Annotated in this window: 15 protein-coding genes and 13 pseudogenes; 10 read left to right on the plus strand and 18 right to left on the minus strand. The window is 59.4% G+C overall.

The genetic code is table 11. The annotated features are described in order from the left end of the window. The first annotated feature begins 873 nt into the window (after positions 1 to 873). Together JN279_RS36395 and JN279_RS36400 are read left to right on the plus strand one after the other, a co-directional pair. A complete protein-coding gene (locus JN279_RS36395; RefSeq protein ID WP_202351572.1) occupies positions 874 to 2,280 on the plus strand; it encodes an amidase in 1,407 nt (468 codons plus the stop codon). A gap of 70 nt (positions 2,281 to 2,350) precedes the next feature. Continuing rightward, positions 2,351 to 2,614: pseudogene (locus JN279_RS36400) on the plus strand (IS110 family transposase); the annotation flags it as partial. Between the two features lie 74 nt (positions 2,615 to 2,688). Here the strand turns inward: JN279_RS36400 and JN279_RS36405 are convergent. Together JN279_RS36405 and JN279_RS36410 are read right to left on the minus strand one after the other, a co-directional pair. Further along, positions 2,689 to 3,141 carry an NAD(P)H-dependent flavin oxidoreductase gene (locus tag JN279_RS36405; RefSeq protein WP_202351553.1) on the minus strand — a complete coding sequence of 151 codons (453 nt, stop codon included), beginning with the start codon at positions 3,139 to 3,141 and terminating at the stop codon, positions 2,689 to 2,691. Between the two features lie 8 nt (positions 3,142 to 3,149). Beyond that, positions 3,150 to 3,392, minus strand: a pseudogene (locus JN279_RS36410) (integrase core domain-containing protein); the annotation flags it as partial. A gap of 258 nt (positions 3,393 to 3,650) precedes the next feature. Between JN279_RS36410 and JN279_RS36415 the strand changes: the two are divergent. Further along, positions 3,651 to 4,343 (plus strand): annotated as a pseudogene (locus JN279_RS36415) (IS110 family transposase); the annotation flags it as partial. A 149-nt stretch (positions 4,344 to 4,492) separates the two neighbouring features. Here JN279_RS36415 and istB read toward each other — a convergent pair. From istB to JN279_RS36435, 4 genes and pseudogenes are all read right to left on the minus strand, one after another. Further along, positions 4,493 to 5,248 carry an IS21-like element helper ATPase IstB gene (gene istB, locus JN279_RS36420; RefSeq protein WP_202351540.1) on the minus strand — a complete coding sequence of 252 codons (756 nt, stop codon included), beginning with the start codon at positions 5,246 to 5,248 and terminating at the stop codon, positions 4,493 to 4,495. Positions 5,249 to 5,260: 12 nt separating this feature from the next. Further along, the gene (istA, locus tag JN279_RS36425) at positions 5,261 to 6,772 is read right to left on the minus strand and encodes an IS21 family transposase (protein ID WP_202351541.1); all 1,512 of its coding nucleotides are present in this window, start codon (positions 6,770 to 6,772) and stop codon (positions 5,261 to 5,263) included. A 200-nt stretch (positions 6,773 to 6,972) separates the two neighbouring features. Next, a pseudogene (locus JN279_RS38535) lies at positions 6,973 to 7,167 on the minus strand (IS481 family transposase); the annotation flags it as partial. 52 nt (positions 7,168 to 7,219) lie between these two features. Next, positions 7,220 to 7,765, minus strand: coding sequence for an NAD(P)H-dependent flavin oxidoreductase (locus JN279_RS36435; RefSeq protein WP_202351552.1), 546 nt, complete (start codon positions 7,763 to 7,765; stop codon positions 7,220 to 7,222). Between the two features lie 137 nt (positions 7,766 to 7,902). Between JN279_RS36435 and JN279_RS36440 the strand changes: the two genes are divergently transcribed. Together JN279_RS36440 and JN279_RS36445 are read left to right on the plus strand one after the other, a co-directional pair. Then, positions 7,903 to 8,660, plus strand: a protein-coding gene (locus JN279_RS36440; RefSeq protein WP_202351551.1) for an IS5 family transposase whose coding sequence is annotated in 2 segments (ribosomal slippage) — positions 7,903 to 7,981 and positions 7,981 to 8,660 — 759 coding nt in all. Because the reading frame shifts where the segments join, the coding sequence is not laid out codon by codon here. A 74-nt stretch (positions 8,661 to 8,734) separates the two neighbouring features. Further along, positions 8,735 to 10,013: pseudogene (locus JN279_RS36445) on the plus strand (IS701 family transposase). Positions 10,014 to 10,794: 781 nt separating this feature from the next. Here the strand turns inward: JN279_RS36445 and JN279_RS38540 are convergent. The 4 genes and pseudogenes from JN279_RS38540 to JN279_RS36465 all read right to left on the minus strand — a co-directional run. Next, positions 10,795 to 11,187: pseudogene (locus JN279_RS38540) on the minus strand (ornithine cyclodeaminase family protein); the annotation flags it as partial. Between the two features lie 6 nt (positions 11,188 to 11,193). Beyond that, positions 11,194 to 11,430 (minus strand): annotated as a pseudogene (locus JN279_RS36455) (IS630 family transposase); the annotation flags it as partial. Positions 11,431 to 11,510: 80 nt separating this feature from the next. Beyond that, a complete protein-coding gene (gene ltrA, locus JN279_RS36460) occupies positions 11,511 to 12,770 on the minus strand; it encodes a group II intron reverse transcriptase/maturase (protein ID WP_202351574.1) in 1,260 nt (419 codons plus the stop codon). Positions 12,771 to 13,316: 546 nt separating this feature from the next. After that, a pseudogene (locus tag JN279_RS36465) lies at positions 13,317 to 13,774 on the minus strand (helix-turn-helix domain-containing protein); the annotation flags it as partial. 232 nt (positions 13,775 to 14,006) lie between these two features. Between JN279_RS36465 and JN279_RS36470 the strand changes: the two are divergent. After that, positions 14,007 to 14,879, plus strand: a complete 873-nt coding sequence (locus JN279_RS36470) for a class I SAM-dependent methyltransferase (RefSeq protein WP_202351576.1) — start codon at positions 14,007 to 14,009, stop codon at positions 14,877 to 14,879. Between the two features lie 457 nt (positions 14,880 to 15,336). Then, positions 15,337 to 16,122 (plus strand): AroM family protein, encoded by a 786-nt coding sequence (locus JN279_RS36475; RefSeq protein ID WP_202351577.1) that lies wholly within the window; start codon positions 15,337 to 15,339, stop codon positions 16,120 to 16,122. 146 nt (positions 16,123 to 16,268) lie between these two features. On the opposite strand, the pseudogene JN279_RS36480 reads toward JN279_RS36475, so the two are convergent. The 4 genes and pseudogenes from JN279_RS36480 to JN279_RS36495 form a co-directional block, all read right to left on the minus strand. Next, positions 16,269 to 16,792 (minus strand): annotated as a pseudogene (locus tag JN279_RS36480) (IS3 family transposase); the annotation flags it as partial. Positions 16,793 to 16,810: 18 nt separating this feature from the next. Next, a pseudogene (locus tag JN279_RS39025) lies at positions 16,811 to 16,954 on the minus strand (transposase domain-containing protein); the annotation flags it as partial. A 114-nt stretch (positions 16,955 to 17,068) separates the two neighbouring features. After that, positions 17,069 to 17,518 carry a tyrosine-type recombinase/integrase gene (locus JN279_RS36490; protein ID WP_244734316.1) on the minus strand — a complete coding sequence of 150 codons (450 nt, stop codon included), beginning with the start codon at positions 17,516 to 17,518 and terminating at the stop codon, positions 17,069 to 17,071. Between the two features lie 362 nt (positions 17,519 to 17,880). Continuing rightward, a pseudogene (locus JN279_RS36495) lies at positions 17,881 to 18,363 on the minus strand (transposase); the annotation flags it as partial. 155 nt (positions 18,364 to 18,518) lie between these two features. Here JN279_RS36495 and istA (JN279_RS36500) point away from each other — a divergent pair. The 3 genes from istA (JN279_RS36500) to JN279_RS39030 are packed head-to-tail and all read left to right on the plus strand — an operon-like array spanning position 18,519 to position 20,369. Continuing rightward, a complete protein-coding gene (gene istA, locus JN279_RS36500; protein ID WP_202350295.1) occupies positions 18,519 to 20,045 on the plus strand; it encodes an IS21 family transposase in 1,527 nt (508 codons plus the stop codon). Between the two features lie 10 nt (positions 20,046 to 20,055). After that, positions 20,056 to 20,271: an IstB-like ATP-binding domain-containing protein gene (locus tag JN279_RS36505; protein WP_202351578.1), complete on the plus strand. Its 216-nt coding sequence runs from the start codon at positions 20,056 to 20,058 to the stop codon at positions 20,269 to 20,271. Next, complete coding sequence (locus tag JN279_RS39030; RefSeq protein ID WP_446720443.1) at positions 20,253 to 20,369, plus strand: transcriptional repressor TraM; 117 nt, start codon at positions 20,253 to 20,255, stop codon at positions 20,367 to 20,369. Before JN279_RS36505 ends, JN279_RS39030 begins: the two co-directional genes overlap by 19 nt. Positions 20,370 to 20,435: 66 nt before the next feature. Here the strand turns inward: JN279_RS39030 and JN279_RS38550 are convergent. The 4 genes and pseudogenes from JN279_RS38550 to JN279_RS36520 form a co-directional block, all read right to left on the minus strand. Next, positions 20,436 to 20,820: pseudogene (locus tag JN279_RS38550) on the minus strand (TrbI/VirB10 family protein); the annotation flags it as partial. A 399-nt stretch (positions 20,821 to 21,219) separates the two neighbouring features. After that, complete coding sequence (locus JN279_RS36510; protein ID WP_202351579.1) at positions 21,220 to 22,239, minus strand: phosphotriesterase family protein; 1,020 nt, start codon at positions 22,237 to 22,239, stop codon at positions 21,220 to 21,222. A 402-nt stretch (positions 22,240 to 22,641) separates the two neighbouring features. After that, on the minus strand, positions 22,642 to 23,799 hold the full coding sequence (locus JN279_RS36515) for a M24 family metallopeptidase (RefSeq protein ID WP_202351580.1): 1,158 nt from the start codon (positions 23,797 to 23,799) through the stop codon (positions 22,642 to 22,644). 245 nt (positions 23,800 to 24,044) lie between these two features. After that, positions 24,045 to 24,320: pseudogene (locus JN279_RS36520) on the minus strand (IS630 family transposase); the annotation flags it as partial. Positions 24,321 to 24,384 lie beyond the last annotated feature (64 nt).

A 24,384-nucleotide genomic window follows, 5' to 3' on the forward strand; every position in this document is an offset into this window, starting at 1 on the left:
GCGCCCATGCCTGTCTCACCTTATCCTTCGTCGCCCATTTATTGAGCGACTGGGCTATACTGCCGATCTTTGCTGCGATCGAGCATACCGGCGCCCAGCGTGATGGATGCTCCTTCTCGTGATCGAGAAAAAGCGCCCACGCGGGCGCAAGCTTTGCGAGAAACGCGAAGGCTTCTTGCTCACGATGGCGGCCTTTTCAAGTTTGGAGCTTCTGGCAAATCCGGCGCGATTCGTTCCAACGCGCAGCGCATCATGAGGTGACCATTTCATCAGAGAGCCATTTCGACGCAAAAGGTGCGCCGTCTGGTGTCACAATTCTGCAATGTGGAAGGAAGTGAAGGGACACCGAAAGGCATACCAAATTGAATCGAGGCAACCTTTAGCTCATGAAGGGCTGGGGCAGCGTTGCCGGCGCGCACGGCGGCGGAGCAAAAGTCAACGACAAATCCAAGGCAGATTAGCATGCCAGCTTTCAACAACCTCATGCTCTATGTGCGTGAAATCGCGGCCCCGTATCGCACGAGGCGGATGGGCGGCACAGGTCTATCTAGCTACTCGCGAAAGCAGGTGGACGCAGCTAATTGGCGCGGCGTCTATTGCTCTCGTCATGTCTTTACCTGCGACTTCCCAGCATTGTCGTCATTGTCATGTCGTCTAGCGCTGGGGTGTTCCTGAAAATTCCGCCCTCTGGCCTTTCGCTGCAGTGGTACCGCTCCTTCTTCGGCGATGCTTCCCGGCAGGGAGCCGCGTGGACCAGCTTACCGATCGCCACTACCATCACTATGCGGGTCGCGTCGTCCGCAGTCGCACTCGGGGCGGCCCGCTCCGTTGCCAGCACCGGATCGACAAATCAAATTAGCAAGGGATGATCGCATGAACTCTCAGACCATCGGCTTTATGCCAGCCGTCGAACTAGCCGAGCTTATTCGCACCAAAGAAGTTTCGCCGGTCGAGTACATGGGCGCGCTGTTAGCCCGAATTGCTGAGCTGGAGCCAAGAATAAACGCATTCGCTTACCTTACTGCAGATCGCGCGATGGAGGATGCGAAAAAGGCGGAAGCTGCGTTGGTAACCGGTGCGCGAATCGGTCGGTTACACGGCGTGCCTGTCACGATCAAGGACTTGCAGATCACCAAAGACATGCCGACACAACAAGGCAGTAAGATCTTCGGCGGCGATCAGCCCGCCGAGGATGCGCCGGTCGTGTCGCGGCTGAGAGACGAAGGCGCGATAATACTAGGGAAGACCACTGTATCTGAGTTTGGCTGGACCGGTGTTTCGCGCAGCCCGCTAACAGGCATCACCAGCAACCCGTGGAAGCTCGGCTACAACGCTGGCGCGTCCTCGGCCGGCGCTGGCGCTGCGGCAGCGGCAGGTTACGGGCCGCTGCATCAAGGCAGTGACGGAGGGGGATCGATCCGCTTGCCGGCGCATTTCTGCGGTGTGTTCGGACTTAAGCCCAGCTTCGGGCGTGTGCCGAACTATCCTGTCTCCGCAGGTGATATGACTTCCCACATTGGGCCGATGACGCGTACAGTCGCCGACAGCGCGCTGATGCTTGAGGTCATGGCAGGGCCTCACCCTCTTGACTATACGTCTCTCGAGGCAGGGCCTGCCAATTACCTCGCCCGACTGCGCAATGGCTTGAAAGGAAAGCGCGTTGCCTATAGCCCCGATCTCGGTATTGCTCGCGTCGAGCCCGCAGTCGCCGAACTCGTCAAGGCCGCCGCGGCGCGCTTCGCGGAACTTGGTGCCATAGTCGAGGAAGTCCCTACCCCCTGGGCGAAAGATGGACCGGAGCTGTTCCGCTTCTTCTGGTCGGCGGGCGTGTCCGGCCTTGCACGCTACCTTCCGAAGTGGGAGGCGGAAATGGACCCTGGGCTCGTTGCCTGCATCAGGCAATCGATGGACATCCCCGTCTCCCGCTTTTTGGAAATGCGGCGGCGGAAAATGGACTACGTCGCAAACATCCATCGCTGGTTCCAGGACTGGGATTTACTGCTGACGCCTTGCGCTTCAGTCGCGGCCTTTCCGGTCGAGAAGCTGACGCCCGGTCGTGAGATGACAGATCCTTGGGATGAGTTCAGCTGGGTCGAATTCACTCACCAATTCAATATGTCGTGGAATCCCGCCGCCAGCGTACCATGTGGGTTCACTCCGAATGGCTTGCCAGTCGGGTTGCAAATCGTCGGCAAACGCTTTGACGACCTGGGCGTGCTGCAGGCTTCGGCGGCATTTGAGCAGTTGCAGCCATGGGCGGACAAGCGGCCTCAGCTCTGACTGATTTTGCGGTGGGAGATTCGAATGCATTCTCAGGCAACATGGAAGATTCTATCATCTCGATGTGTCGATGAAAGAGACGGCGGTATCGATCCGCCGGGAAGCCAGCGCGTCTGGCGCGGGGTGTGCGCCCGAGATCCCAAGATCATTGCAAACCTTATCCGCAAGCGAGCGCCACCCGTAAAACGCGTGGTGTTTGAGCTGCGTGCCGAGAAAGTGCCGGCCGTCTGTATCGCTGCGCGCCATGCCAAAGCCGCGCTCGATTGGCGCTGAACAAACCGACGCGAACGACGCCGACGGTTTGGCGCATCTTGCAGAAGTAGGGTTCCTCCGATGGGGGATGTTTGCAATTTAGGGTCCGGACCCATAAGTCCGCGATTGAGATCGGCGGTACTTCCCACGTGAGCTTTAGAAAGATGGATCGTTCCCAAGCCGTGCGAGTATTGCCCGCGCCTCATCGCTCATTTCGCGGACAATCTCGGCGGCGGGCTGGACGTGGCGGACGAGGCTGACGCCTTGGCCCGACCATAGGGCAAGGGCATCAATGTCGCCCTCGTCACCCGATCCCGGCGTGTGAGATTGGTATGAAACCACATCACCATATGGCGACTTTGCTACCACGACGCCTTCGTTGGGACGCCCACCCGTCGGCGGGCGTCCGGCTGCCTCCCAAGCTTCAATGGTTTTGTTGCGGAGGCTACGGTGCGGAGCGTCGGGCCAGCCGACGTCGAAAACCGTCCCATATTCTGTGTCCGTCTCCTTGGCCGAGAGGATGCGGTCGCGATAGCGCGCATGGATTGGAGCTTCGATGCTCGCGAGAAAGCGGGTACCGATCCAAGCGCCCGCGGCACCAAGTGCCATCGCCGCGGCTAGGTGTTCAGTCCCGAGGTCAAGTGGATTGGATCGAGTCTAAACCGGTCTGGCTGTTTGGCCCATGCCGTGCAGATGGCTTCGTAAGGTGTGAGGCCGTGAAGGGTCTTGAGGCGCCTGGCGAAGTTGTATCCGTCGAGGAAGGCAGCTAGGTGATTTTCGAGTTGGCGGTGGGTATCGTAGTGATACCGCCGGACGGTTGCCTCCTTCAGCGTTCGGTTCATCCGTTCGACCTGACCGTTATCCGGTATGTGATCTGTGGTGCCTTTTCGTCCTGCTGTTCTTGTTTTGGAACGGCCTTATGGTGAGCCCATCCAGGACGTGGGGCACCGGGAGCACGAAGGTGCAGGCAGGCCGTCAATAGACCGTGGGCTGAGAGCCCGAGCTCGTTACATGGCCGCCCCTCGCGACTTTCCCGGATGCGCTGCGAGCGCGGATCAGTAGATGTCGTGTTGCCCGCCAGTTCCCGTCTTTGACCGAGCCAAGAAGGAGGAACGGGCATGCGCATCATCGGACTGGATATCCATCGCGCCTTCGCCGAGGCGGTAGCTTGGGAGGACGGCAGGCTCAGGCGGCTGGGTCGTGTCGACATGCGGCGCGATCTGCTGGATGCCTTCGCCGCAAAGCTGTCGTTGGATGATGTCGTGGTGATCGAGGCGACGGGCAACGCGTCCTCGGCCGCCGCGGTTGTCGCGCCGCATGTGAAGAAAGTGGTGATCGCAAACCCCAAGCAGGTGCGCATCATCGCCTATGCCAAGATCAAGACGGACACGATCGATGCCAGCGTTCTGGCGCAGCTCTATGCCAGCGGCTTCCTGCCGGAAGTCTGGATTCCGGATGAGCCGACGCAGGCTCTGCGTCGACAGGTGACACGGCGCAATCAGATTGTCCGACAGAGATCTCGATTGAAGAACGTCATCCAGTCGATCCTTCACAGCCACCTGATCCCGTCCTGCCCGCATGCCGACCTGTGCGGCACTAAGGGCCGGTCATGGTTGAGCGAGCAGGTCGTACCGCAGGACGAGCGCCTCGCGATCGATCGGCATCTGCGTGAGTTCGACCGATTGGGCGAAGACCTCCAGGTCATCGAACGCGATCTTGCCCGCTCGGCTCTCGCGGATGAAGGCGTGAAGCGGCTGATGACCATTCCCGGCGTCGACATGACCGTCGCGCTGGCGATGAAGGCGGCGATCTGCGTATTCCGATGAAGCCGGCCACCGATTCCGATTTGAAGCCGGCCAGTCATTCCGATTTCATTCCGGCCACCATTCCGATTTGAAGGCGGCCAGTTTTCGGTCTGATCCTGGGTCTCGTTGATGTTTGGGTTGGGTTTTGTTTCAGGTCAAGCTTCGGTGTTTTCGGGGACGATCGGCGGGCGCTGTTTTCGCATGCTTTCACCGGTGAGATCGATGCGATAGGCGTTGTGAACGAGGCGATCCAGGATGGCGTCGGCCAAAGTTGGGTTTGCAATAATTTCCCACCAGCGATCCACGGGCACCTGACTTGTGACGATGGTTGAGCGTCGTTCGTAGCGATCCTCAACGATCTCCAGGAGATCGCGGCGTTGGTCGTCATTGAGTTTTTCCGGTCCCCAGTCATCGAGGATCAGCAGGTCGGTCCTGGCAAGAGATTTGAGGATCCTGCCGTATCGCCCGTCGCCTCTTGCAAGCGCGAGGGCGGCGAACAGCCGGGGAACCCGGTGGTAGGCGACTGAGAAGTCTTCCCGGCAGGCCTGGTGGCCAAGAGCGCAGGCAAGCCAGCTTTTGCCGACGCCGGCTGGCCCGGTGACAAGAAGACCGTGATGCTTTCTGATCCAGTTGCAGCCGGCAAGCGCCATGAACATATTGCGGTCGAGGCCGCGTGCGGCGCGGAAGTCGGCATTCTCGATCTGCGCGTCATGGCGAAGCTTGGCAGCCCTGGCGCGAGCCTCGAAACGCTTCTGACGGCGCATGGTCGCCTCGCGTTCGAGCAGCATGGCAAGCCATTCGCCGTGCTCGAGGCCGCGCACTTCGGACTGTGCGTCGAGTTCCTGGAAAGCGGTTGCCATGCCGTAAAGGCCGAGCTCTCGCAGCATGTCGATGGTGGGATTGATCAGCATGGGTGGATCTCCTCAATGAAAGTAATCAGGGCCACGCAGATTGGCGTGATCGACGATGGCGGTTGGTTCGGTGGAATGGCGTGCGGCTTTGTGGTTGGCGATGAGCGAAGCAATGCTCTTGCAGTTCAGGCCACCGATCTCGACAGCGCGGGCTGACACGGATTCGGCCCGATTGCGATCGATGTCGCGAAACAGACGTAGGATGCCCAGACATGTTCGAAAGCCCTGCTCGGGATGCGGACGGCTGGCGAGAATTGCGATGACCAGACCTTCGGTCTGCGGCCCGATCGACGTGGCCCAGCGCCGAAAGCGCTCCGGCGTCCATTCGGCATAGCGCCGGTGGGAACTGGGCATGTGATCCGGATCGGTTCCATGGCGAGGACCTCCATAGCGGCGCTGATGCACCGCGACGCGCTTGCCGCGGTGGAAGATCTCAATGGTGCGCGCCGTTGCTCTCAGATCGACCTGCTGACGAATGAGGCTGTGGGGCACCGAATAAAAGAAGGTCTTGAACTCGACATGATAATCCGTCGAGACGCGAGCCAAACGCCATTCGGCAAACTCGTAATCCTCCAGTGGAAGACTGGCCAAAGCCGGGCGCTCGACGGTCTCGAAGAGCTGCCGGCGACTGACGCCCAGCCGGCGCATGACGTGGTCGTTGATGCGATCGAGTGCCCGGCCAATGGCGGCATTGGCTTCAGCAAGCGAGAAGAAGGTCTGATTGCGCAGACGCCCCAGAATGCAGGACTGGGCGAAACGCACTCCATTCTCCACTTTCGATTTATCCCGAGGCTTTCTTGGCCGTGCCGGAAGAACGCCGACGCCATAGTGGGAAGCCATCATGCCGTAGCTGCGGTTGATCTCGGGATCGTAGAAACTGGCGCGACTGACGCCAGACTTCAGATTGTCGGGAACGACGAGTCTGGGAACGCCGTGAAAAAAACGAAACATCCGGACATGCGAGCCAATCCAGTCGGGGAGCGTTTGCGTCCAGGTGGCCTCGGCAAAGGTGTAGCTGGACGCACCCAGCACCGCCACGAAGATCTCCGCCTCGCGGATCTCACCGGTCTTGCGATCGACAATCGGAATCTTTTTGCCGGAATAATCCACGAAGACCTTGTCGCCGGCCGCATGCTCCTGGCGCATCGTCGGTGACAGTCGCTGCTTAAATCCCCGTAGAAGTTCACAAAAGCGACTATAGCCGTAACCGTCGGGATGCGACCCGCGATACTCCTCCCACAGGATGAGCAAGGTGACGCCGGGCTTCTTGAGCTCGACCGCAAGATCGGCCCAGTTCGGTTCCGTGCGTCGCCGCGTGCCCTGTTTGACGCCGTTGCGACTGAAGAGCTTGTGCTCAAGCGCATCGTCGGTCAGCTCCCCCGGCAAGGGCCAGCTCAATCCAACCGCGGCTGCACGCTGCAGATTATCCTGCACCGTACTGCGCGCTATTCCCAATACGACCGCAATCTCGCGGGAGCTCGTCCCGCTTCCGGCAAGCCGCAGCATTTGTCTCAATTGTCTCATGGTCAGCCTTCTCTTTGCCGGCATCAAAATGTCCCCGTTCATGGCGAGGTGATTGATGCCAAAGTTGCTGACCCAGGAGGTAATCTTCAGTGCCGAAAACTGGCCGGCTTTTGATTGGAATGGTGGCCGGCTTCAAATCGGAATGGTGGCCGGTCTTTGATCGGAATGGCGGCCGGCTTCACGTCGGAATCCGCATCAGCCGTCAGAACGGTGGAGCGTACAGTCTTCGGGCCCATCGGCGCGTCGTGGACGAAGGTCCGCTTGCGCCACTTGGCGACGGTCTTCTGATTTAGGCCGTGCTGCGTGGCGAGTTCCTTGAGCGGAGCCTTCGATCGCTGTATCGCTGCTCGGATGGCGTACGTGGTCGTGGCGCTGCCGTGGAGTATCTGTCCCATAGCTTATCCCTCAATGAAGGATCAGCTTGACTGATTCCCCCACACTCTGGGACTAGACACCTAGACCGCGTCCATCCGCAATGCCACCGGCGGCAAGAACTGGGACCGGCGCGACCTGGTCAACAACTGCCGGAACCAACGCCATCGTGGCAACTCTACCGTAAACGTGGCCACCGGCCTCCCAGCCTTGCGCGACGATTGCGTCCGCACCATCCTCGGCTGATATCCGAGCCTGTTCGGCGCTTCCTACCGTATGCAGCACCTTTGCCCCGCCACGATGCGGCGCCTCAGCCATCAGCGGGCCTGCCTGGCCCCAGAAAAATGAGATTACCGGCACGCCTTCTTCCAAGCAGATCGCGAGGCGCTCCTCCTGCGGATATGTCAACACGAGATTGACGCCGAATGGTCGCTCGGTCAGGGCCTTGGTGGCCCGAATTTCTGCGCGTACCGCTTCGGGCGGACTCCAGCCGAGGGCGAGCATCCCGAGGCCGCCTGCATTGCTAACTGCGGCCGCGAATTGCGGAGACGTAGCTCCACCCATTGCCGCCTGGACAATCGGGATTTCTATGCCGACGAGAGTAGTGAAAGCGTTGGGCATTGCGATCCCCCTGAGTCCACCATCCCGTCGCGGCCTTGCCCGATCTAGGGACAGTGGTCCAAAGGGGGCACGGAATCAACAGGGATTTCGTCGGAATCTGCTTCGTGATTCACGGTCTCCAAAGGGAGACCACACGGATGAATCGCGATTATTTCTGGCTGACCGAGGAGCAGTTTGGGCGGCTCGTGGCGCTCTTGCCAACTGACACACGCGGAAGCCGCGGGTTGATGATCGCCGGGTGATCAGCGGTATCGTGCATGTCCTGAGGTCAGGTGGTCGTTGGGTCGACGCACCGGATGCCTACGGCCCGCGCAAGACGCTCTACAACCGCTTCGTCCGATGGGCGGCCAAGGGCGTCTGGGCCGACATCTTCCATGCCTTGGTCTCGGCTAGCGGACCGCCCGCGGAGGTGCTTATCGACTCCTCGGCGGTGAAGGCGCATCGATGTGCCTCAGCCGGCAAAGGAGGGGAACAAAATCAGGCGATCGGCCGATCGCGCGGTGGTCGAACCACGAAAATCCACGCCCTGACCGACGGCCTGTGCCGTCCAATCGCTTTCCTTTTGACCGGTGGCCAGGTCGCCGATTGCAGTGCCGCGGATTTGCTTCTGGAGCAGATGCCGAAGAGCCCGATCCTGCACGCCGACAAGGGCTATGACACCAATGCCATCCGGCACAAGGTCGAGGGCAAAGGGACGATGCCGAACATTCCGCCGAAAGCTAACCGACGCTGGAAGAACTGCTTCTCGCCATTCCTATACCGCGATCGCAACGCCATCGAGCGGATGTTTGGACGGCTCAAGGATTTCCGCCGCATTGCCACACGATACGATCGATCGGCGACGAGCTTCCTCGCCGCCGTCTTCCTCGCGGCAATCGTCAGCTACTGGTTATGAGTCCGGACCCTAACACTACTTTGGCAGGTTTTTAGGGGCGGGCGAGTTTTTGGAATTCCCAAGAGAGAGTTTGCGTGATTCATGGGAGGTCGGCGTATGGAGGGCCGATCAATGGACGTGGACTGGCAAGCCGATCTCGAGCACTGGCTTCAACCGTTTTTGGCAGGTCTTTCGCATCCAGCTCGGCGCCGGATGTGTCCGCTGTACATTGCCGGTCTGATCGGGCCGGGCGACCGTAAGAGCGTACAACCGATGGCCGCGCGAGCGGGCGATGTCGGCTACGATCAGCTTCATCATTTTGTCGCGGCAGGGGTTTGGGACAGCGCTCCGCTCGAGGCCGCCCTGCTGAAGGAGGCAGATCGCCTGGTCGGCGATGAGGCGGGTTTTCTCGTCATTGACGACACAGCGTTACCGAAGAAGGGACAACATTCGGTTGGTGTCGCGCCTCAATACGCTTCGTCGCTTGGCAAGACATCCAACTGCCAGTCGCTGGTGTCGGTGACCCTGGCCTCACGCGAAGTGCCGGTGATGGTGGGCCTTCGGCTCTTCTTGCCCGACACCTGGACGAATGATCCCGAGCGGATGATGCGGGCGCGCGTCCCGAAGGATCGACAGGTCGCTCTGACAAAGCCGGAGATCGCCATCGAAGAGATCGATCGTGTCATCGCCTCCGGCGTGCGTTTCGGCTGCGTGCTTGCCGACGCGGGCTACGGGTCGAGCAGCTCTTTTCGTCAGGCTTTGAGTGAGCGCGGTCTGCTGTGGGCTGTAGGACTATCGCGACGCCAAAACGTCTATCCGGCCGATGTTGATCTGATCTTCCCGGTCGCGACCACAGGCAGGCGCCGCCAATATCACATCCCGGACCAGCCGCCGGTCTCTGCCGAGGTGATGCTGTCTGGTGAGAGATGGCACAAGATAAGCTGGCGGCGCGGCACTAAAGGTCGGCTGACATGTTTGTTTGCGGCTCGCCGTGTCCGCGTTGCGGATGGTCATAAGCACCGGATGCTCGACAATCGCATGCAATGCATGCCAGGCGACGAGGTCTGGCTCGTCGGCGAACGCCGGTCGACTGGCGAGCAAAAATACTATGTGTCGAACTTACCGGCCGATGCGAGCCTCAAGATGCTCGCCGCCACGATCAAGGCGAGGTGGGTCTGTGAGCAGGCACATCAGCAATTGAAGGAGGAACTCGGCCTCGACCACTTCGAAGGCCGATCATGGACTGGATTACATCGACACGCCTTGATGACCATGATCGCCTACGCCTTTCTCCAAGCCCGCCGCCTCAAAGCAGCGGGACGGAAAAAAAAGAGTCGGCGGACCACCGCCACAACCGAGCATGCCAGCTGTTAGACAAGCAATTCTCGACCTCTTCACGCGGCCGCCGCCCCGCAGATGTCCTCACTGTGAGAAGCTGCTCGCAGACGCCGTCAAACCTAAACTGCCAAAGTAGTGCTAGTCTAGTGCAACGTCGGCAATTATCACACCGTCCGCTCGAAGCTTATCGACGTGTCGCAATGCAAGAGGCTGCCGAAGAACCAACGAGCTCCGCCAGTTCTGCAAACGACAGTCTATTGTTCATACAGCATGATTCTGCTCCCAGTCCTCCTTTTCGATACCGAACGGGATCATTTTTTCAAAGACCGGCGCTGGTCGGCGCCAATTGGGACGAGTTGCTTTTTACCAGCCACACAAATCGTCCTCTGAACGACCAAACCCGTCACGGAGCAAAGGGAGACGCGGTCGTTTGGGAGGTAGCGCCGGCATGGGGCTGCCTCTGCAGCAGGTCGTCTCGTGGCGTAGTTTGGCACGCAAGACGTGCGGCACCGATATGCAGGGCGCCGGTGCCACCGTTCGTGCCCTGCGGGTCAGAGGGGCGGGCCGCCGCGCAAGGGGCCGAAAGTGCCGGCGCGCGACCGCTTTGCAAATCGGCGGGCAAAGCGCGGCACGCCATCCGGCTCGTGGCATTCTGAAGGCGTTGTGATGGCAGAAGAGCACCTGATCAAAGGTAATCTTGAATGAGCAGCCTGCACAAAATCACCTGCCCTGCACGGCCGTCCAGCCCCGAACATGAGACAACAGCTCCATAGCCATTCTGGCGCTCAGGCTTCGACTCTGCTACGCCGTAACGCGTCTAGAAGTCAATTTCGATGCCCAGGCCTCTCTGGTGGGCCTTGTCCACAGCGACGGCTGTAAGCGCGAGGTCTTGTAAGCCGACACCCGTGCCGTCGAATTGGGTGATCTCGTCGTCCGAACGTCGGCTCGGATGGGCGCCGTTTATTACAGCGCCAATCGGCGTGATGTCGCTCTCGTTCACGAGACCTCGCGAGTAGGGATGCTGGCATTCTCAGATCGAGATCGACTGCGCCACCTCGTCGGCGAACAGGGCCACCGCAGCGACGTGTTCGGCCGCGACCTCCTGTTTGGCCTTTGTATCGGTGCCCATGCAGGCCAGATGCGTCCCCGCCTTGATCTGTGAGCGCTTCAGGATCGGCGCGAAGCTCGATGTGATCGTCACGATGACGTCCGCTTCCGCCCCGAGCCGGTCGAGATCGACCGCCTTGAGGGTTGGGACGAGAACCTTGTCGACACAGAGCTGGAAACGCTCGCCGTTGATCAGTCCGTCGATCAGCCATGGTGCATGGACACGGTCGTGGCGCAGTGCCGCCAAGAAGGTCATGGTCTTCCAATGACTGTGCGGCACCTTGGCCTTGATCCTCTCGCCGCGCGGGGCCCATCCTCTGAGCGGCGCCATATTGGTCTTGGTCCAGGGGTGAGTAGGCCGGAGGGATTTCACCTGCCGGCCTCTCGCAGAACGGTGCGTGAACCTCTCGATTCACACCGCTCCCATCAGGCGAACGTATTCGTTCCGAACACCTTCCAATGCACGAACAGTCCGGGATTTTCCCGTGCCAGCTTTCTCAAGAAGAGGCTGGCACGTGTCTTATGGGACTGAAAGCGCTTGAACTTGCGCATGATCCAAGCCCTGAGCTTCCGGTTGACGTAGTCAGCCAGAGTGGACAGGGCCGAACGGCTGAACCGGCCGTAATAGGCTATCCATCCCCGAAGGAGCGGATTGAGCTGTTGGGCGATTTCAGCCAGCGTCCCCGGCGTCTGCCGCGATATGTTCAAGCTTTTAATCGTCGCTCGCATCGATTTCAGTGCCGTGGGGCTAGCCGCAGGCGTGTAGCCACAGAAGAACTCGTCTCGCTGTGTCTTCGCCACCCGTCGCGGCCGGAATTGATACCCGAGGAAGTCGAACACGACATTCGGGTATTTGCCCCTGCGCCTTTGGTCCTTGCAATAGACGATCTTGGTCTTTGTCGGATGCATTTGAAGCCCGCATGCCGCCAGTCGAGCACCAAGCTCCGCCTTGAGGGCTTCGGCTTGTTGTTCACTCCGGCAGTGCACAAGGCCATCGTCAGCATATCGACACCATGGAAGGTCAGGATGCGTCCGCGTCATCCACAGATCAAATGCATAGTGCATAAAGAGATTCGACAAGATCGGGCTGACAACGCCACCTTGCGGGGTACCGCATGTTCGCCCGACGACTTCTCCGTTCTTCTCCATCGGCGCTGCCAGCCATCTTTCGATGTACAGCAGTGCCCACTTGCACTTCACGTCCTTTCTGACCGCCTTCAGCAGGAGATCGTGCGGAAGATTATCAAACAGCCCTTTGATGTCGAATTCCAGAACCCAATCAAACTTCCAGCACCGCTGACGCGTCACGCCGACGGCATCCAGAGCCGATTTTCCCGGTCTGTAACCGTAGGAGTCCGGAAGAAAGAGGGAGTCCAGATCCGGCTCAATCATCTGCTTGATCACCATCTGCGCGATTCGATCGCTGACGGTGGGCACACCCAAAACCCTTTCGCCCCCAGTCTTCTTCGGAATGGAGACGGCACGCACGGGCGGCGGAAAGTAAGTCCCCGAAGACATCCGATTCCAGATCTTGTAGAGATTTCTCGCAAGGTCTTTCTCAAACATCTCCAAGGTCTCACCGTCCACTCCGGCTGCGCCATGGTTGGCTTTGACCGCTTTGTAAGCTTCGTACACTTGACGTTTCTCAATTCGAAACGGCTTATCTGTCGTACCTATCGAAGTCATCCTGTTTCCAGTTGTTCCAAACAATACGACGACCTGATCCGACCCCTTTGCTCCGACCCCATTACAGGGCCCTCAACGCTCATACGGGTCGGTCCGCCCCAGTCTCCTGCATCGGTACTCTCGCCTTGCGGTTTGCTCCGCTTGAGCTTCTCCCTTTGCATCAGGAGCCTGGTTCCTGCAGTTCCGCGTGAAAGCCTATGTCCAACTCACGCCCCCTCTACGCCGGTCGCCGCCCGCCCAGTCATCAGGCGTCTGGCGGACTTGTCCCAGGATGACGAAACGGTCCTGGTTTCGACGACACTTGGATTCATAACGACGCGTCTTCGGAGGGTTCACTTTCGTTCGTCTTTCGGACACTCACCTGCCCGGATCTTTGTCCGAACTTTTCATCCGACGCTCACCACCACGGCTCTTTACCGCAGCAACTCGGACTGGTTTGAGACCCGCTCCTGAAAGCCGCTCCCGGAGGGCCGTCCCCCATCATTCACGCAGCTTTACGCAACGGTGTTAGTTCATTGCGAACTCCTTTCCGCTGCTCTGCAGCACACTCTCGTCGATGAATACCAGGCGGGAAGGATCGATGCGGTCCTGATACTTTGCCCACTGGGCCCGCCGGCGCGCCACATCGGGGCGATCCTGCTCAGCCGCGATCAGCGTCTTTTTTTGTGACTGAGCTTCTCGGCGTGAACGAACTCCCATACCGAGCGGTAATCGACCTTCAGGCCGTGATCGCCAAGCTCGGCCACAAGACCGCGCAGTGTGAACTCCGCCGCCTGGCAGCGTACCAACAGCCACTCCCGATGCTCTCCGGCAATCTTCTTCGGTCTGTGCCCACCCATCTTGCCGGGCGTCAGCTTGTTCGTCTCGCGCAAGCGGCGCACCCATCGGATGACTGTGCTGATTCCAACCCCGTAGCGCTCTGCCGCCTGACGTCGCGACAGGCCCTCCTGCTCAACCGACGCTACCACCCGCGTGCGAAGATCCATCGAGTAAGGCTTGCCCACAGTTGCTTTGCTGCCCTTTCCGGCGCGTGCCAGAGCGATCCGGCGGACGAGCGCGCGCCCAGCACGGCGAAATGCGCTTCGCTACGGCAATGATGAAACAACTCATATGCTCCAGGCCGGTATGCGTCGCCCGGCCCGGACCATCCGCGAGATCGATGTTGACGAGCTTCGAGAGCAGTGCCTTGAGAGGCCCATACCGGCCCGCGATACAATCTCAAACAAGGTAAGGTCAATGACTATTGCCGAAATATTAAACAACAGTATGAAATATTCACAAATGTTTGCTTTCAAAATTCTCCGCACCATGCAAAATCAATCTAAGCACGGTGAAAGTCGAGGTAAGCACATGAATGACGAGTTGAGTGGTACAGTTTCCTTATCTGAGCTTGAAGCATACTTCAGCGAAGATTACTTCTATTTTGGCGATGCGATCAATCCGCCGGAGACAAGTGACAGAGAAGCAGGAATAATTTGGAATCTTCTTTCCCTTTGGAGGGGCGGCTCAGTTCTTGAACTTGGATGCGGTTATGGGCGGATTACCAACCGGTTGGCTGAAAAAGGAGTGCAGGTAGCCGGACTTGATATCTCGCCGATCTTGCTAAAAAAAGCCGAAGCGGATGCGGCTGAACGCGGAGTAAATGTTGAGTATGTTCTGGGCGACATGCGCTCACTTCCCTGGCGAGATCGATTTGACGCGGCTTTTCTGTGTTTCACGACGTTTGGCTATTTCGATGACGCGGACAATGAGAGAGTTCTTCGTGAAGCCGCTTCTTCACTTCGAAAGGGCGGGCGTCTTCTAATCGATCACGCCAATCGCTTCGCTTTCCTACGCCACAAGCCGCCTATCTACGTTGTGCAGCGTAACAACGATCTGAGAATCGATATAATGAGCAACGATGTGCTAAGCGATCGTCGGAACGTCGAAAGGATTATCGTCCGCGACGGACGCGTTAGACGAGCGCACGTTTCTTTCAGACAGTATGGGTTTTCTGAATTTGTTCGCATGTTGCGAAGCGCGGGGTTCGCGACTATTGAGGCCTATGGGCAGGAAGGTGGAACGTTTACATCCGATAGCTCGAGTCTCGTGGTTGTCGCGTACAAATAATACCAACGGCCCCGTCCTATAGGTTTTTAGACTCTGCGTGGTGTAATCCCTCGTGAGACGCCGTAGTTTGAAGGATTTCGGTCAGCTTCGCAGGTTTTTTGCAATTTTCCACGTTAGCAAAATGTTACGTTGCGAGGAAAGCAAAGCCGAATTGGTTGCCTCGTTCAATCGTTATTTATCAGGATAGGAGAACCGCTTATGCCTGCATTTAGTCAAGAAGAGTATCGCGCCCATACGACTGGCTGCGCCAGCAGATGGCCGAGCGTGGCATCGACGCGATGCGGACGTTCCACAATGCGACCTTTGGTTGCGGGCTGCTTCTAATTTGGTCAATGGACCGCAGAATTTCCGCGATAACGCCGCCTACGCTGAAACAGTGCGGTTAGGGGCAGCGTGAATCCAGGTCGCGATGCCGTCCGCCCATCAGAAGGTATGGGCTACTATGAGGTGATAGTACATGATCGATCCTTCTCCGTCCCGAGGTAGGCAATGGCCGGCCTCAGTGAAGCCCCGATTGGCGTTCTACGGTGCGCCCGTTGGTATCTTGATGCTTGAGCGCATGCCAGGGGCCGGCCTCCGCCCTTACATACCCGGGGACACCGGCAACGCCAGCACATGGAGTGTCCCCGTGCGCTACAAGACGGTGCCTGGCTTGAATGTCAGCCGGATTCTTTCGCCCGATGGTGGGGAAATGACATCCGCTGTGGTTCAGGCAGCGACCGAGCTCGTGCGCGAGGGTGCGCAACTGATCACCTGCGGCTGCGGGTACTCGATCCGATACCAGGAAGCGGTCCGCGACGCGGTAGACGTGCCCGTGTTCCTATCGAGCCTTCTCCTCGCTCCTTTCCTCGAGCAGATGCTTCCCAAAGGCAAGGCGCTCGGCATCATTGTAGCGAGTTCTTGTTCGCTGACCCGGGACATGTTGGAAGCGGCCGGTCTGCGAGCCGACGATCATAGGGTGGTCGTTGCGGGACTTGAGAGTGCTCCAGCGTTTTCCACCACTTGGATTGCAGCCACTTGCGATTTGGACGTCCTTGCTGTCGAAGCCGAAGTGGCGGAGGCCGCCGTAGCTCTACTGAAAGAACGGCCGGAAATTGGGATGCTGCTGCTTGAGTGCGGCGACCTGCCACCATACGCTGCGGCTGTCCAGCAGGCGACCGGCATTCCGGTCTTCGACTATACCTCGATGGTCGAGTTCTTCATTCGCGGGCTGATACGCAAACCGTTCACGGGGCTCACTTGAAGGCCGTCGGCTCGAGCGGCGGGGACGGCGGCCGAGGCCACGGTCTCGTCCGCCACAACGTCACGGGAAGAGCATCATCAGCGACGCCCGAACCGCACTATGCGGTCGCTGGTCTTGCTCCGCTTTTGTGGAGAGCGGTTTAGTAGCTATCCGGCCAGCCTTTCGAACTGAACCGGACTGAGATAGTCGAGCGTCGAATGACGCCGGACAGAGTTGTAGAACGCCATCAATGTACTGGCCGATTGCCGCCGGCCTCGGCCCTTGTCTGGAAGACGGTGCGCCAGACCATTTCGGATTTCAAGCTCTTGAAGAAGGTCTCGACAACCGCTTCGTCGAAACAGTTGCCATTACCGGACATCGAGATCTGGATGTTGTGCTTCCTCAACTCGGCTTGATAGGCCCTGGAGCAGTATTGGGCTGCCGCCGTCCGCGTATGGATCAGGCCCGCTGATGGTCGTCGGAGCGACACAGCCTTGCGCAGCGCCTCCAATGCAACCTCCTGGTGCAGACGATCACTCACCGCCCAGCCGACCACCCGCCGAGCGAAGAGATCGAGGATGATCGCCAGATAGAGCCAGCCCTCGCTCGTCCACACGTACGAGATATCCGCATTCCATTTCTGTTTCGGGCGCTCGACCGAGAAGTCCTGATCAATCAGGTTGGGAGCGATCGAAAGTAAGCGGTGTTCTCAGGCCACGGCCTTGAGCTCGAGCTTGTTGATGTAGACCCAAGGCAGGAGATCGTCGATCTGGCTGTTGGGGTGGCCGTTGACGATCCTGGTGAGGACATCGGCGAGATAGCCGAGCGGTTCGACACCATTGAGCTTGCAGGTTTATGCCGACCGCCGAACTATGCCGAGCGCCTCTTCCGATCATGGCGGTACGGAGCGCTTTGCCCGCCATTTCGATCAAGAACCGGTCGTTGACACTCGGCATAGTTCTGATGCTCAAAGGGCGTTCAGGAACTCAAGAAGCCTGTCGTTTGGTCGAAATCGTTCGGCCTTTGCGCGTTCGTATGGCTTCAGCTTGGCGAGTGCGGATTCCTTCAGCTCAAGATGTGCGTGAAGATAGGTCAGCGTCGTTTCCATCGCCTCATGGCCCAGCCATAGGGCGATGACCGAACAATCGACGCCCGCCTGCAGCAGCTCCATGGCAGCGCTGTGCCTCAAAACATGGGGCGACACCCGCTTCGAGCGGAGGGTGACGCAGTGTTCGCGAGCCTTGGCGACATATTTGTTCAGCAGCGCCTGCACGCCGTCGGCGCTCAGCTTGCCGCCGTGCGTGTTCGGAAAGACAGCCGTTGCGCCCCGCTTCCTGGGCTCGTTGAGCCAGCCCCGAAGAGCTTGCTGTGCAACCTTGGTGAGCGGGCGTACTTCGCTCCTTGCGGCCCTTGCCAAGGCATCGCACGTGGGCACCGTGCCCCAGCATCACCGAGTGCCGGTCGAGATCGATGATCTCCGAGACCCGCAACCCCGTTTGCGCGGCCAGCAACAGCAGAGTGTGATCACGCCGTCCCAGCCATGTGCTGCGATCCGGACAGGCCAGGACGGAGCGCCTATCGGTGGAGACGTGGCCTGGGACGCGGGTGAACAAGCTCTGATGCGCGGGTTGGTTACCGCATGTCCATGTATTCGTCCGGGGCTGGTCCTCTCTTACAACGGGCGTCGGCATTGCCGGCCACAAAGCGATGCCGGGAATTCCCCCTTCAATGCCACGTCCCCGCCGATAGGCGCGATGATTATTTCGTCGCGACCGAGGATCAGGTTCCTGCCTGCTGCTCATCCGCTCGGGCGATGGCCCACATGAAAGCAGCGAGTTCCCGAGCTATTGCGGTCACAGCCACGGTGCTGCGCTTGCCACGCGCGATCAGGGCTCTGTAGCGCTTGGTCAATCGCGCCTGTGCGTTCCACGCTATGTCTCGCACGACTTCAGGCATGTGGCGGCTTTCGCAGTATTTTCTTTTCCCCAATTTGGCCGGATAGCGGTAAGCCCAGGCGCTCTCGGCCAAGACGCGGCGCACTCGGGCATTTCCAGTCTTGGTGATGCCGCCTCGTCGCACGGCCTCCCCGGTCGAGCGCTCCGAGGGAACAAGTCCCAGATAAGCCATCAGTTGTCGCGGGTTGGCAAAGCGGCGTACATCGCCGATTTCGACCATGAAGGTTGCCGCACAAATGAGCTGGACCCCACGCAAAGCTGCGGATTCCGAGATCATCGCGCGCACCGTTCCGATTTGATCGCGCGCGGCATTCCGAACTGATGGCGCGCAGCATTCCGAGAATTACCCGCGCGGGATTCCGACACGATCGCGCGCAGTTCGGAGTTAGGAGAACGTGATCCTTGGGGCATGTTCCGGTCGGGCAACGACCGGAGGAATGGATGCCGACGAGGAGGGTTAGGATGCGCCACGTGCGCGAGATTTTACGTCTGAGCTTGGAAGCGGGGCTATCGACGCGGATGGCTGGCGAGCGTGCCGGGGTCGGGCCGACGACGGTCCGGGATATGCTGAAGCGGTTTGCACGCTCCGGGCTGAACTGGCCGGTCCCGGCCGAGATGAGCGATGCCGACCTGGAAGCTTGCCTATACGGCTTACCTGGGATGAAGCCCGGCCGGCGCAAACAGCCGGAACCGGACTGGTCGGCGGTAGCACGTGAGCTGAAGCGCAAGCATGTGACGCTGCAGGTTCTGTGGGAAGAGTATGTCGCCGCCCACCCGGATGGCTATCGCTACAGCCGTTGGTGTGACCTGTTCCGGCGCTGGGAGGGCCGCCTGCCTCTGACGATGCGGCAGAGCCACGCGGGCGGTGAGAAGATGTTTGTCGATTACGCCGGCGACACGGTGCCGGTTGTGGTCGACCGCCGGACCGGTGAGGTGCGCGATGCCCATCTGTTTGTGGCGGTGCTCGGCGGATCGAGCTTGTCATTTGCCTGCGCGACGTGGACCGAGCAGTTCGCGGACTGGATCGAGGCGCACAATGGCGCCTTCGCCTTCTTCGGCGGCGTGGCCCATCTTCTGGTCCCGGACAACGCGAAGGTCGCGGTGATTAAGGCGTGTCACTTCGATCCGATGGTCAACCGCAGCTACACCGACATGGCGCGTCATTACGGCACGGCGGTGCTCCCGGCAAGACCGAGGAAGCCACGCGATAAGGCGAAAGTCGAGGCCTGTGTCGGCATTGTCGAACGCTGGGTCCTGGGCCGCTTGCGCAACCGGATCTTCTACAGCCTGGCCGAGGTGAACGCGGCGGTCGCCGAATGCATCACCGATCTCAACGACACACGGGTGCTTCGCCAGTTCAGCAAAACGCGGCGCCAGCTGTTCGAGGAGATCGACGCGCCGAACCTCAAGCCGCTGCCGGCGGAACGGTGGGTCCACGCTGAGTGGAAGCGTTGCCGAGTCGGACTCGATTATCACATCGCGATTGAGCACCACCATTACTCGGTGCCCTGGCGCTTCGCCCGCCGCGAGGTCGAGGCTCGAATTACCACACGCACCGTCGAAATCTTCCTCGATGGCGAACGCATCGCCGCGCACATGCGTGGCAGCGGCAACGGGCGGCATACGACGATCCCCGAACATATGCCCTCGAGCCATCGGCGCTACCGTGAATGGACGCCCGTGAAGATCCGGGAGGAAGCGGCGCGGATCGGGCCGATGCTGTCGTTGCTGGTTGAAAAGATCATCGAGGATCGGCCGCATCCCGAGCAGGGTTACCGTTCATGCCTCGGCATCATCGGGCTAGCGAAGCGCTTCGGCGCCGAACGCCTGGAAGCGGCCGCGCGGCGCGCGCTGGAGATCCAGGCGCGCAACTATCCCTCGGTCAAATCGATCCTCGAGAAGGGGCTCGACAAGGTTCCGGCGCGCGAAGCCTCGGACCACACGCCGATCTTCCACACCAACATCCGGGGCTCCGGATATTACAACTGAAAGGACTACAATGCTCAAACATCCGACACTCGAACTGCTGGGGCAACTCGGCCTGGCCGGCATGGCCCATGCGTTCATCGAATTGGAAAGCAACAGCGATGCCGACAACCTCAGCCACGCCGAATGGCTTGCCCTGCTGCTCGATCACGAGGCGAGGCAAAATACGAGGAATCGCGCAACGCGCCTCCCGTTTCCGTCGGCGACACGGTGGGACCCTCGCACATAGCCTACGTCACGGCAATGATCGACATGCACGCGCAGCAGACGGTCGTTTCGACCTTGCTCGACGTACTCGGTCATATCCCGTTGGTGCCCGCCGACTGACGCCAATTCGCTGCTCGATCGGCCCGAGCTTTGCCTTTTTTTCATCGAGCGAGCCGGTTTTCGTCCGCGATAGGCGCCGGGGAAGATAATATCCTGATCGACGAGGACGTTAACCTTGTAGCCCGTCCGAATTGCCAGGGTTAGCCGGCCGTCGAGATTCCTGTTGATCGTGCGTTCGGCGACCCGGCCAAAGGTTTCTGCGTTTCTGCGAAATTCCTCCGCGCCGCATCCGACCCTGTATCTTGCGTGGCGAGGGTGGAGCTCTCGGAGAGCGCCATGTCGATGCTCGTGCCGATGATTGCAAGCAGCTCCCGCCGACCCGAACGGCCTGAGATAGTGGCTGTTCACCTTCTCGTTGAACCGCCATACCTTGAGCGTGGGTTCCTGCCATGCCGCCGATCTGCAAAGATCGACCCGTTCGGGAAGATGATGTGATCATGTCGGTCCAGACGGGTGTCGTTTGCGGGAGGGGGCGAAATCCTACCCTAAGCGATTCTGATTCTAATGTGCAGTTTGCCACGTCATACGAGAGTGCCCCTTTCGCATCAGACAGCTATGCGTCGTTCCGGGTTTGGCCGTTTTTCATCTGCGGCGCGCTCGGAGGCGATACGCCGTCACCGAAGCTTCTGTCCGGGAGGAGATCACTCATCGACCAGTGCTCATTCCTGTTCACGTTTGCCCCGTGTTGCGTCCGTCACCCTACAAGGCGGAATGGGCAAATGGAAAGCCGTATTGACCATATCAATCACGAACGAACTGCGGGACCGCTCAACAAAAGGCGTTGCTCCGGCACGCTCACCTGCGCCCGCATCCTGCTCTCCGCCGACGAGCACTGGCACCCGGAGCCTCGTCAAACAAAGGTCAGTAGCCGACGCGGATTATCGATCATGATTGCATTGATCTCAACCTCCGAATAACCGCGCTTTCTCATATGGGGGAGGACCTTATTCTGAATATGGGTATAGCCATGGCCGCCGAACTCAGCCAACCGTATTGTTTCCCAGATGTCGTGACTAATCACGGTCTGCCCGAGATACCCGCGATCAATCAGACGCCTGATCGTCCGGATGCGCATGCCATCATTCGGCATGTCGATGTCAGCAGCCGCGTAATAGGTGTTCTCCTGGCCGAACAGGTCCCATTCCAGCGCGACACCAGAGTCGGCCAGGCGAAATAGACGATCGTCGTCGAAAATCGTTCTGTCGATATGGTCAATGATCGTACGCGACAGATCAGCCCCGTGTTCCTGCAGGAACTCAACGAGCATCCACGGGTGGTCTGCATGGCGCGCCGGGTGAATCGTCAGTGCCGCCCCAGTCTCCTGCTGGGCGATGACGGCGGCCGCCAGCACACGCTTCTCGAGATCGGTCCACGGCCACTGGCAACCTATTTCGCCAATGATGCCTGCACGTATCTGGGTTCCCCAGGCGCCCAGTTGAACCTGATCAATCATCTCCTGGGCGAAGCTCTCGATAGTCCGCCTGTTGTTGTTCGGATCCTGGTAGGCGTCGACGTAATGACCGCAACCCATCACAATATGGGCGCCACTCTCACGCGAAACCTCCACCAGACCCTCCGGATCAGGCACGAGACCGCCGATCGTCAGCTCGACAATCGTCCCGCCACCTGCCTCGACCATTCGGGCGGCCTCGCGAGCAGCCAGCCCGCGATCTCTCTGCGTGGTGTTGCGGGAATCGGAGATGCCACCGGTCATAAATCTCCAGTATTCGCGCGGATCCGGACCGCCTGTGGTCGATACGTCCCGCCGAGCCGGCGGTGTGGCGTCCCAGATGAGATGCTCGTGCATCAGCGTCTGGCCCAGCGTCACCGGGTCGACTAGGCCCAGCACCGTCTGGACCTTACCCGTCATCTCATTTCTGCTCAACCGCATGCTTCATCTCCATTGACCGGCTTCTCAGGTTCGGAGTCTGGCGCGACTCACGCTGCGGCGTCGGCCGGCCCCGAGCAGCCTCTGACAGGCGTGTGCGAAATCCTCCACCGCATCGATGAAACGGTCGAGATTTGATTTTGGACCGGGAGAAAAGGCTGCGGCGCGCTGAGAGGGCGCCATATTCGGCTGACACACCTCGACCGCGAATGCCGCTGAAGTTGATTTGCGCCCACGTGCCTCCGAGTCGGATGTCATATCGATCGGGGATGCTCTCGGCATCGCAGGGTGCCATATTCTCGTCGCACCCAGTGCCGCAAGCTTGGTTGGGGGCCGGTCCTTCATGCCGGCGCAGAGCAAGCGCTACGCAGGCATGGCAATTCGTCAATGATTTACCAACAGGTTGCGCGACATATTGCTGAAGGACTTCGCGCCATTGTCGGTCACACGAATGGTCTCACTGAAGACGTAACCGTCCGTCTTTTCAAACACACCAATAATGAGATGAAAGGTCATGTTCGCCTGTAACACCGTGTCATCTCCCTCCTGGATGCTCGGACCGCCGTCCGTCCAGTCGACACCTATCGAATACCCGATTCTGGATTCTTTCCGCACGCCCCGAGGTTCGAATTCGCGCCGGAAGGCCCGCTCTACATCGTGGCTCGTCACTCCAGCCCGTATGGCGTCGAATGCAGCGGCGAAACCGTCAACGCAAGCCTGATGCACATGCCGCGACCTAGCGGAGGGTTCTCCCAAAAATACCGTTCGCGCAAGTGCGCACGCGTATCGGCGACGGAAAGCGGCGATCTCGAAATTGGTCTGGCAGCCCATCTTATAGCGCTCGTCCGTCCACGTGAGATGCACGGCGTTCGCTGGCGAACCCACGTTCATCGAGATGGTACTGCGGGAATTCCACCCCCCGAATTCAGGCATGCCAGTATATAGAGCATGGCTGACGGCAGCGCCCACGTCACATTCTCGGGCTCCGACAGCGATTGCGAGCCTGCCGACTTCCATCGCCCTATCAACGATCTCTCCCGCCTGCTCCATGTAGATGAGCTCAGCAGACGACTTTATCCCTTTCAGCCCGGACACAATCCCGTCGCCATCGATGAAATCGGCCATGCCCAGACCTTTGCTCAAGGCGGCATGGCCTTTCACACCAAGCATCTTTCCTGACAATTCTACCCCAATACGGTTCGACTTGCTTTGCTTGAGCACAATGTCGGCGATGGGCTGCCATGCTGTGAGCTGCCGTGAAGCGACGTATTTCTCCGGATAGCTGAGGATGCGTGATTGCGACAGGTAAGCGCTGGCTTCTGCACACGGAACGTCCATCTCACGCACGATAAGCCAAGGATCCTCCTCCTCTTGGCACACAAGAGCGGCTTGTGGCACGTAGTCTGAAAAGCCCTCGTAGCCCGTGAGGTAGTTCATATTGCCTTCATTCAAGACAAGCAGTGTGTCAATGCCACGCTCAGCCATCTGCTGGCGCAGCCGGGCAGTGCGTGCGCGATACTCTTCGTTAGGGAATGCAGGCATAGACGATTGTCCTATATTGATCGGTCAGGATTGCACAAGCCAATTCTCGACTTGCTGTACGTCGAAACTAACATCGTGCTAACGTGGCAATCATCCACAAATTTTTCAATTCTGGCCGAACGGCCTCAAAAAACGCCGTCAAATGAGGGAATTGCACTACGCGGAGTGCGATCCAACGAAGCGGCATTGTTCTGAGTGGCCTGAACCCAACGGAACTGTGGCGCTCTAGTCACGTGAATCTAAAGTTAGCCACATAAGGTCTGCTCTGTTTTTTGGCAGAAGCGTTTGACTGATGAGAAGATCTCGTCGGCGGCCTTGGTCCGCTAGTAGGGCTTGGGTTTTTCGTTGTGCCGCTCGATGAAGGTACGGATATCGGCTTCAAGCTGGCTGGTCGAGGTGTGAACGCCGCGCCGTAGCTGCTTGCGGGTAAGCGTGGCGAACCAGCGTTCGACCTGGTTGATCCAGGAGGCCGACGTCGGCGTGAAATGCACATGATAGTGCGGCCACCGCGCCAGCCAGGCTGCATCTGCGCCATCGAACGTCTGGTGATACATGTATGGCCTCCAACATCGGCGGCGCTTCGAG

Origin of the sequence: Mesorhizobium sp. 113-1-2, assembly GCF_016756475.1 — a bacterium.
Taxonomy (GTDB): Bacteria; Pseudomonadota; Alphaproteobacteria; order Rhizobiales; family Rhizobiaceae; genus Mesorhizobium; species Mesorhizobium loti_C.

Coding starts and splice junctions, on each gene's coding strand:
- JN279_RS36395 (WP_202351572.1), top strand. CDS start 874: ATGAACTCTCAGACCATCGGCTTTATGCCAGCCGTCGAACTAGCCGAG.
- JN279_RS36405 (WP_202351553.1), bottom strand. CDS start 3,141: ATGGCACTTGGTGCCGCGGGCGCTTGGATCGGTACCCGCTTTCTCGCG.
- istB (WP_202351540.1), bottom strand. CDS start 5,248: ATGCTGATCAATCCCACCATCGACATGCTGCGAGAGCTCGGCCTTTAC.
- istA (WP_202351541.1), bottom strand. CDS start 6,772: ATGAGACAATTGAGACAAATGCTGCGGCTTGCCGGAAGCGGGACGAGC.
- JN279_RS36435 (WP_202351552.1), bottom strand. CDS start 7,765: ATGCCCAACGCTTTCACTACTCTCGTCGGCATAGAAATCCCGATTGTC.
- ltrA (WP_202351574.1), bottom strand. CDS start 12,770: ATGACTTCGATAGGTACGACAGATAAGCCGTTTCGAATTGAGAAACGT.
- JN279_RS36470 (WP_202351576.1), top strand. CDS start 14,007: ATGACTATTGCCGAAATATTAAACAACAGTATGAAATATTCACAAATG.
- JN279_RS36475 (WP_202351577.1), top strand. CDS start 15,337: ATGATCGATCCTTCTCCGTCCCGAGGTAGGCAATGGCCGGCCTCAGTG.
- istA (WP_202350295.1), top strand. CDS start 18,519: ATGCGCCACGTGCGCGAGATTTTACGTCTGAGCTTGGAAGCGGGGCTA.
- JN279_RS36505 (WP_202351578.1), top strand. CDS start 20,056: ATGCTCAAACATCCGACACTCGAACTGCTGGGGCAACTCGGCCTGGCC.
- JN279_RS36510 (WP_202351579.1), bottom strand. CDS start 22,239: ATGACGGGTAAGGTCCAGACGGTGCTGGGCCTAGTCGACCCGGTGACG.
- JN279_RS36515 (WP_202351580.1), bottom strand. CDS start 23,799: ATGCCTGCATTCCCTAACGAAGAGTATCGCGCACGCACTGCCCGGCTG.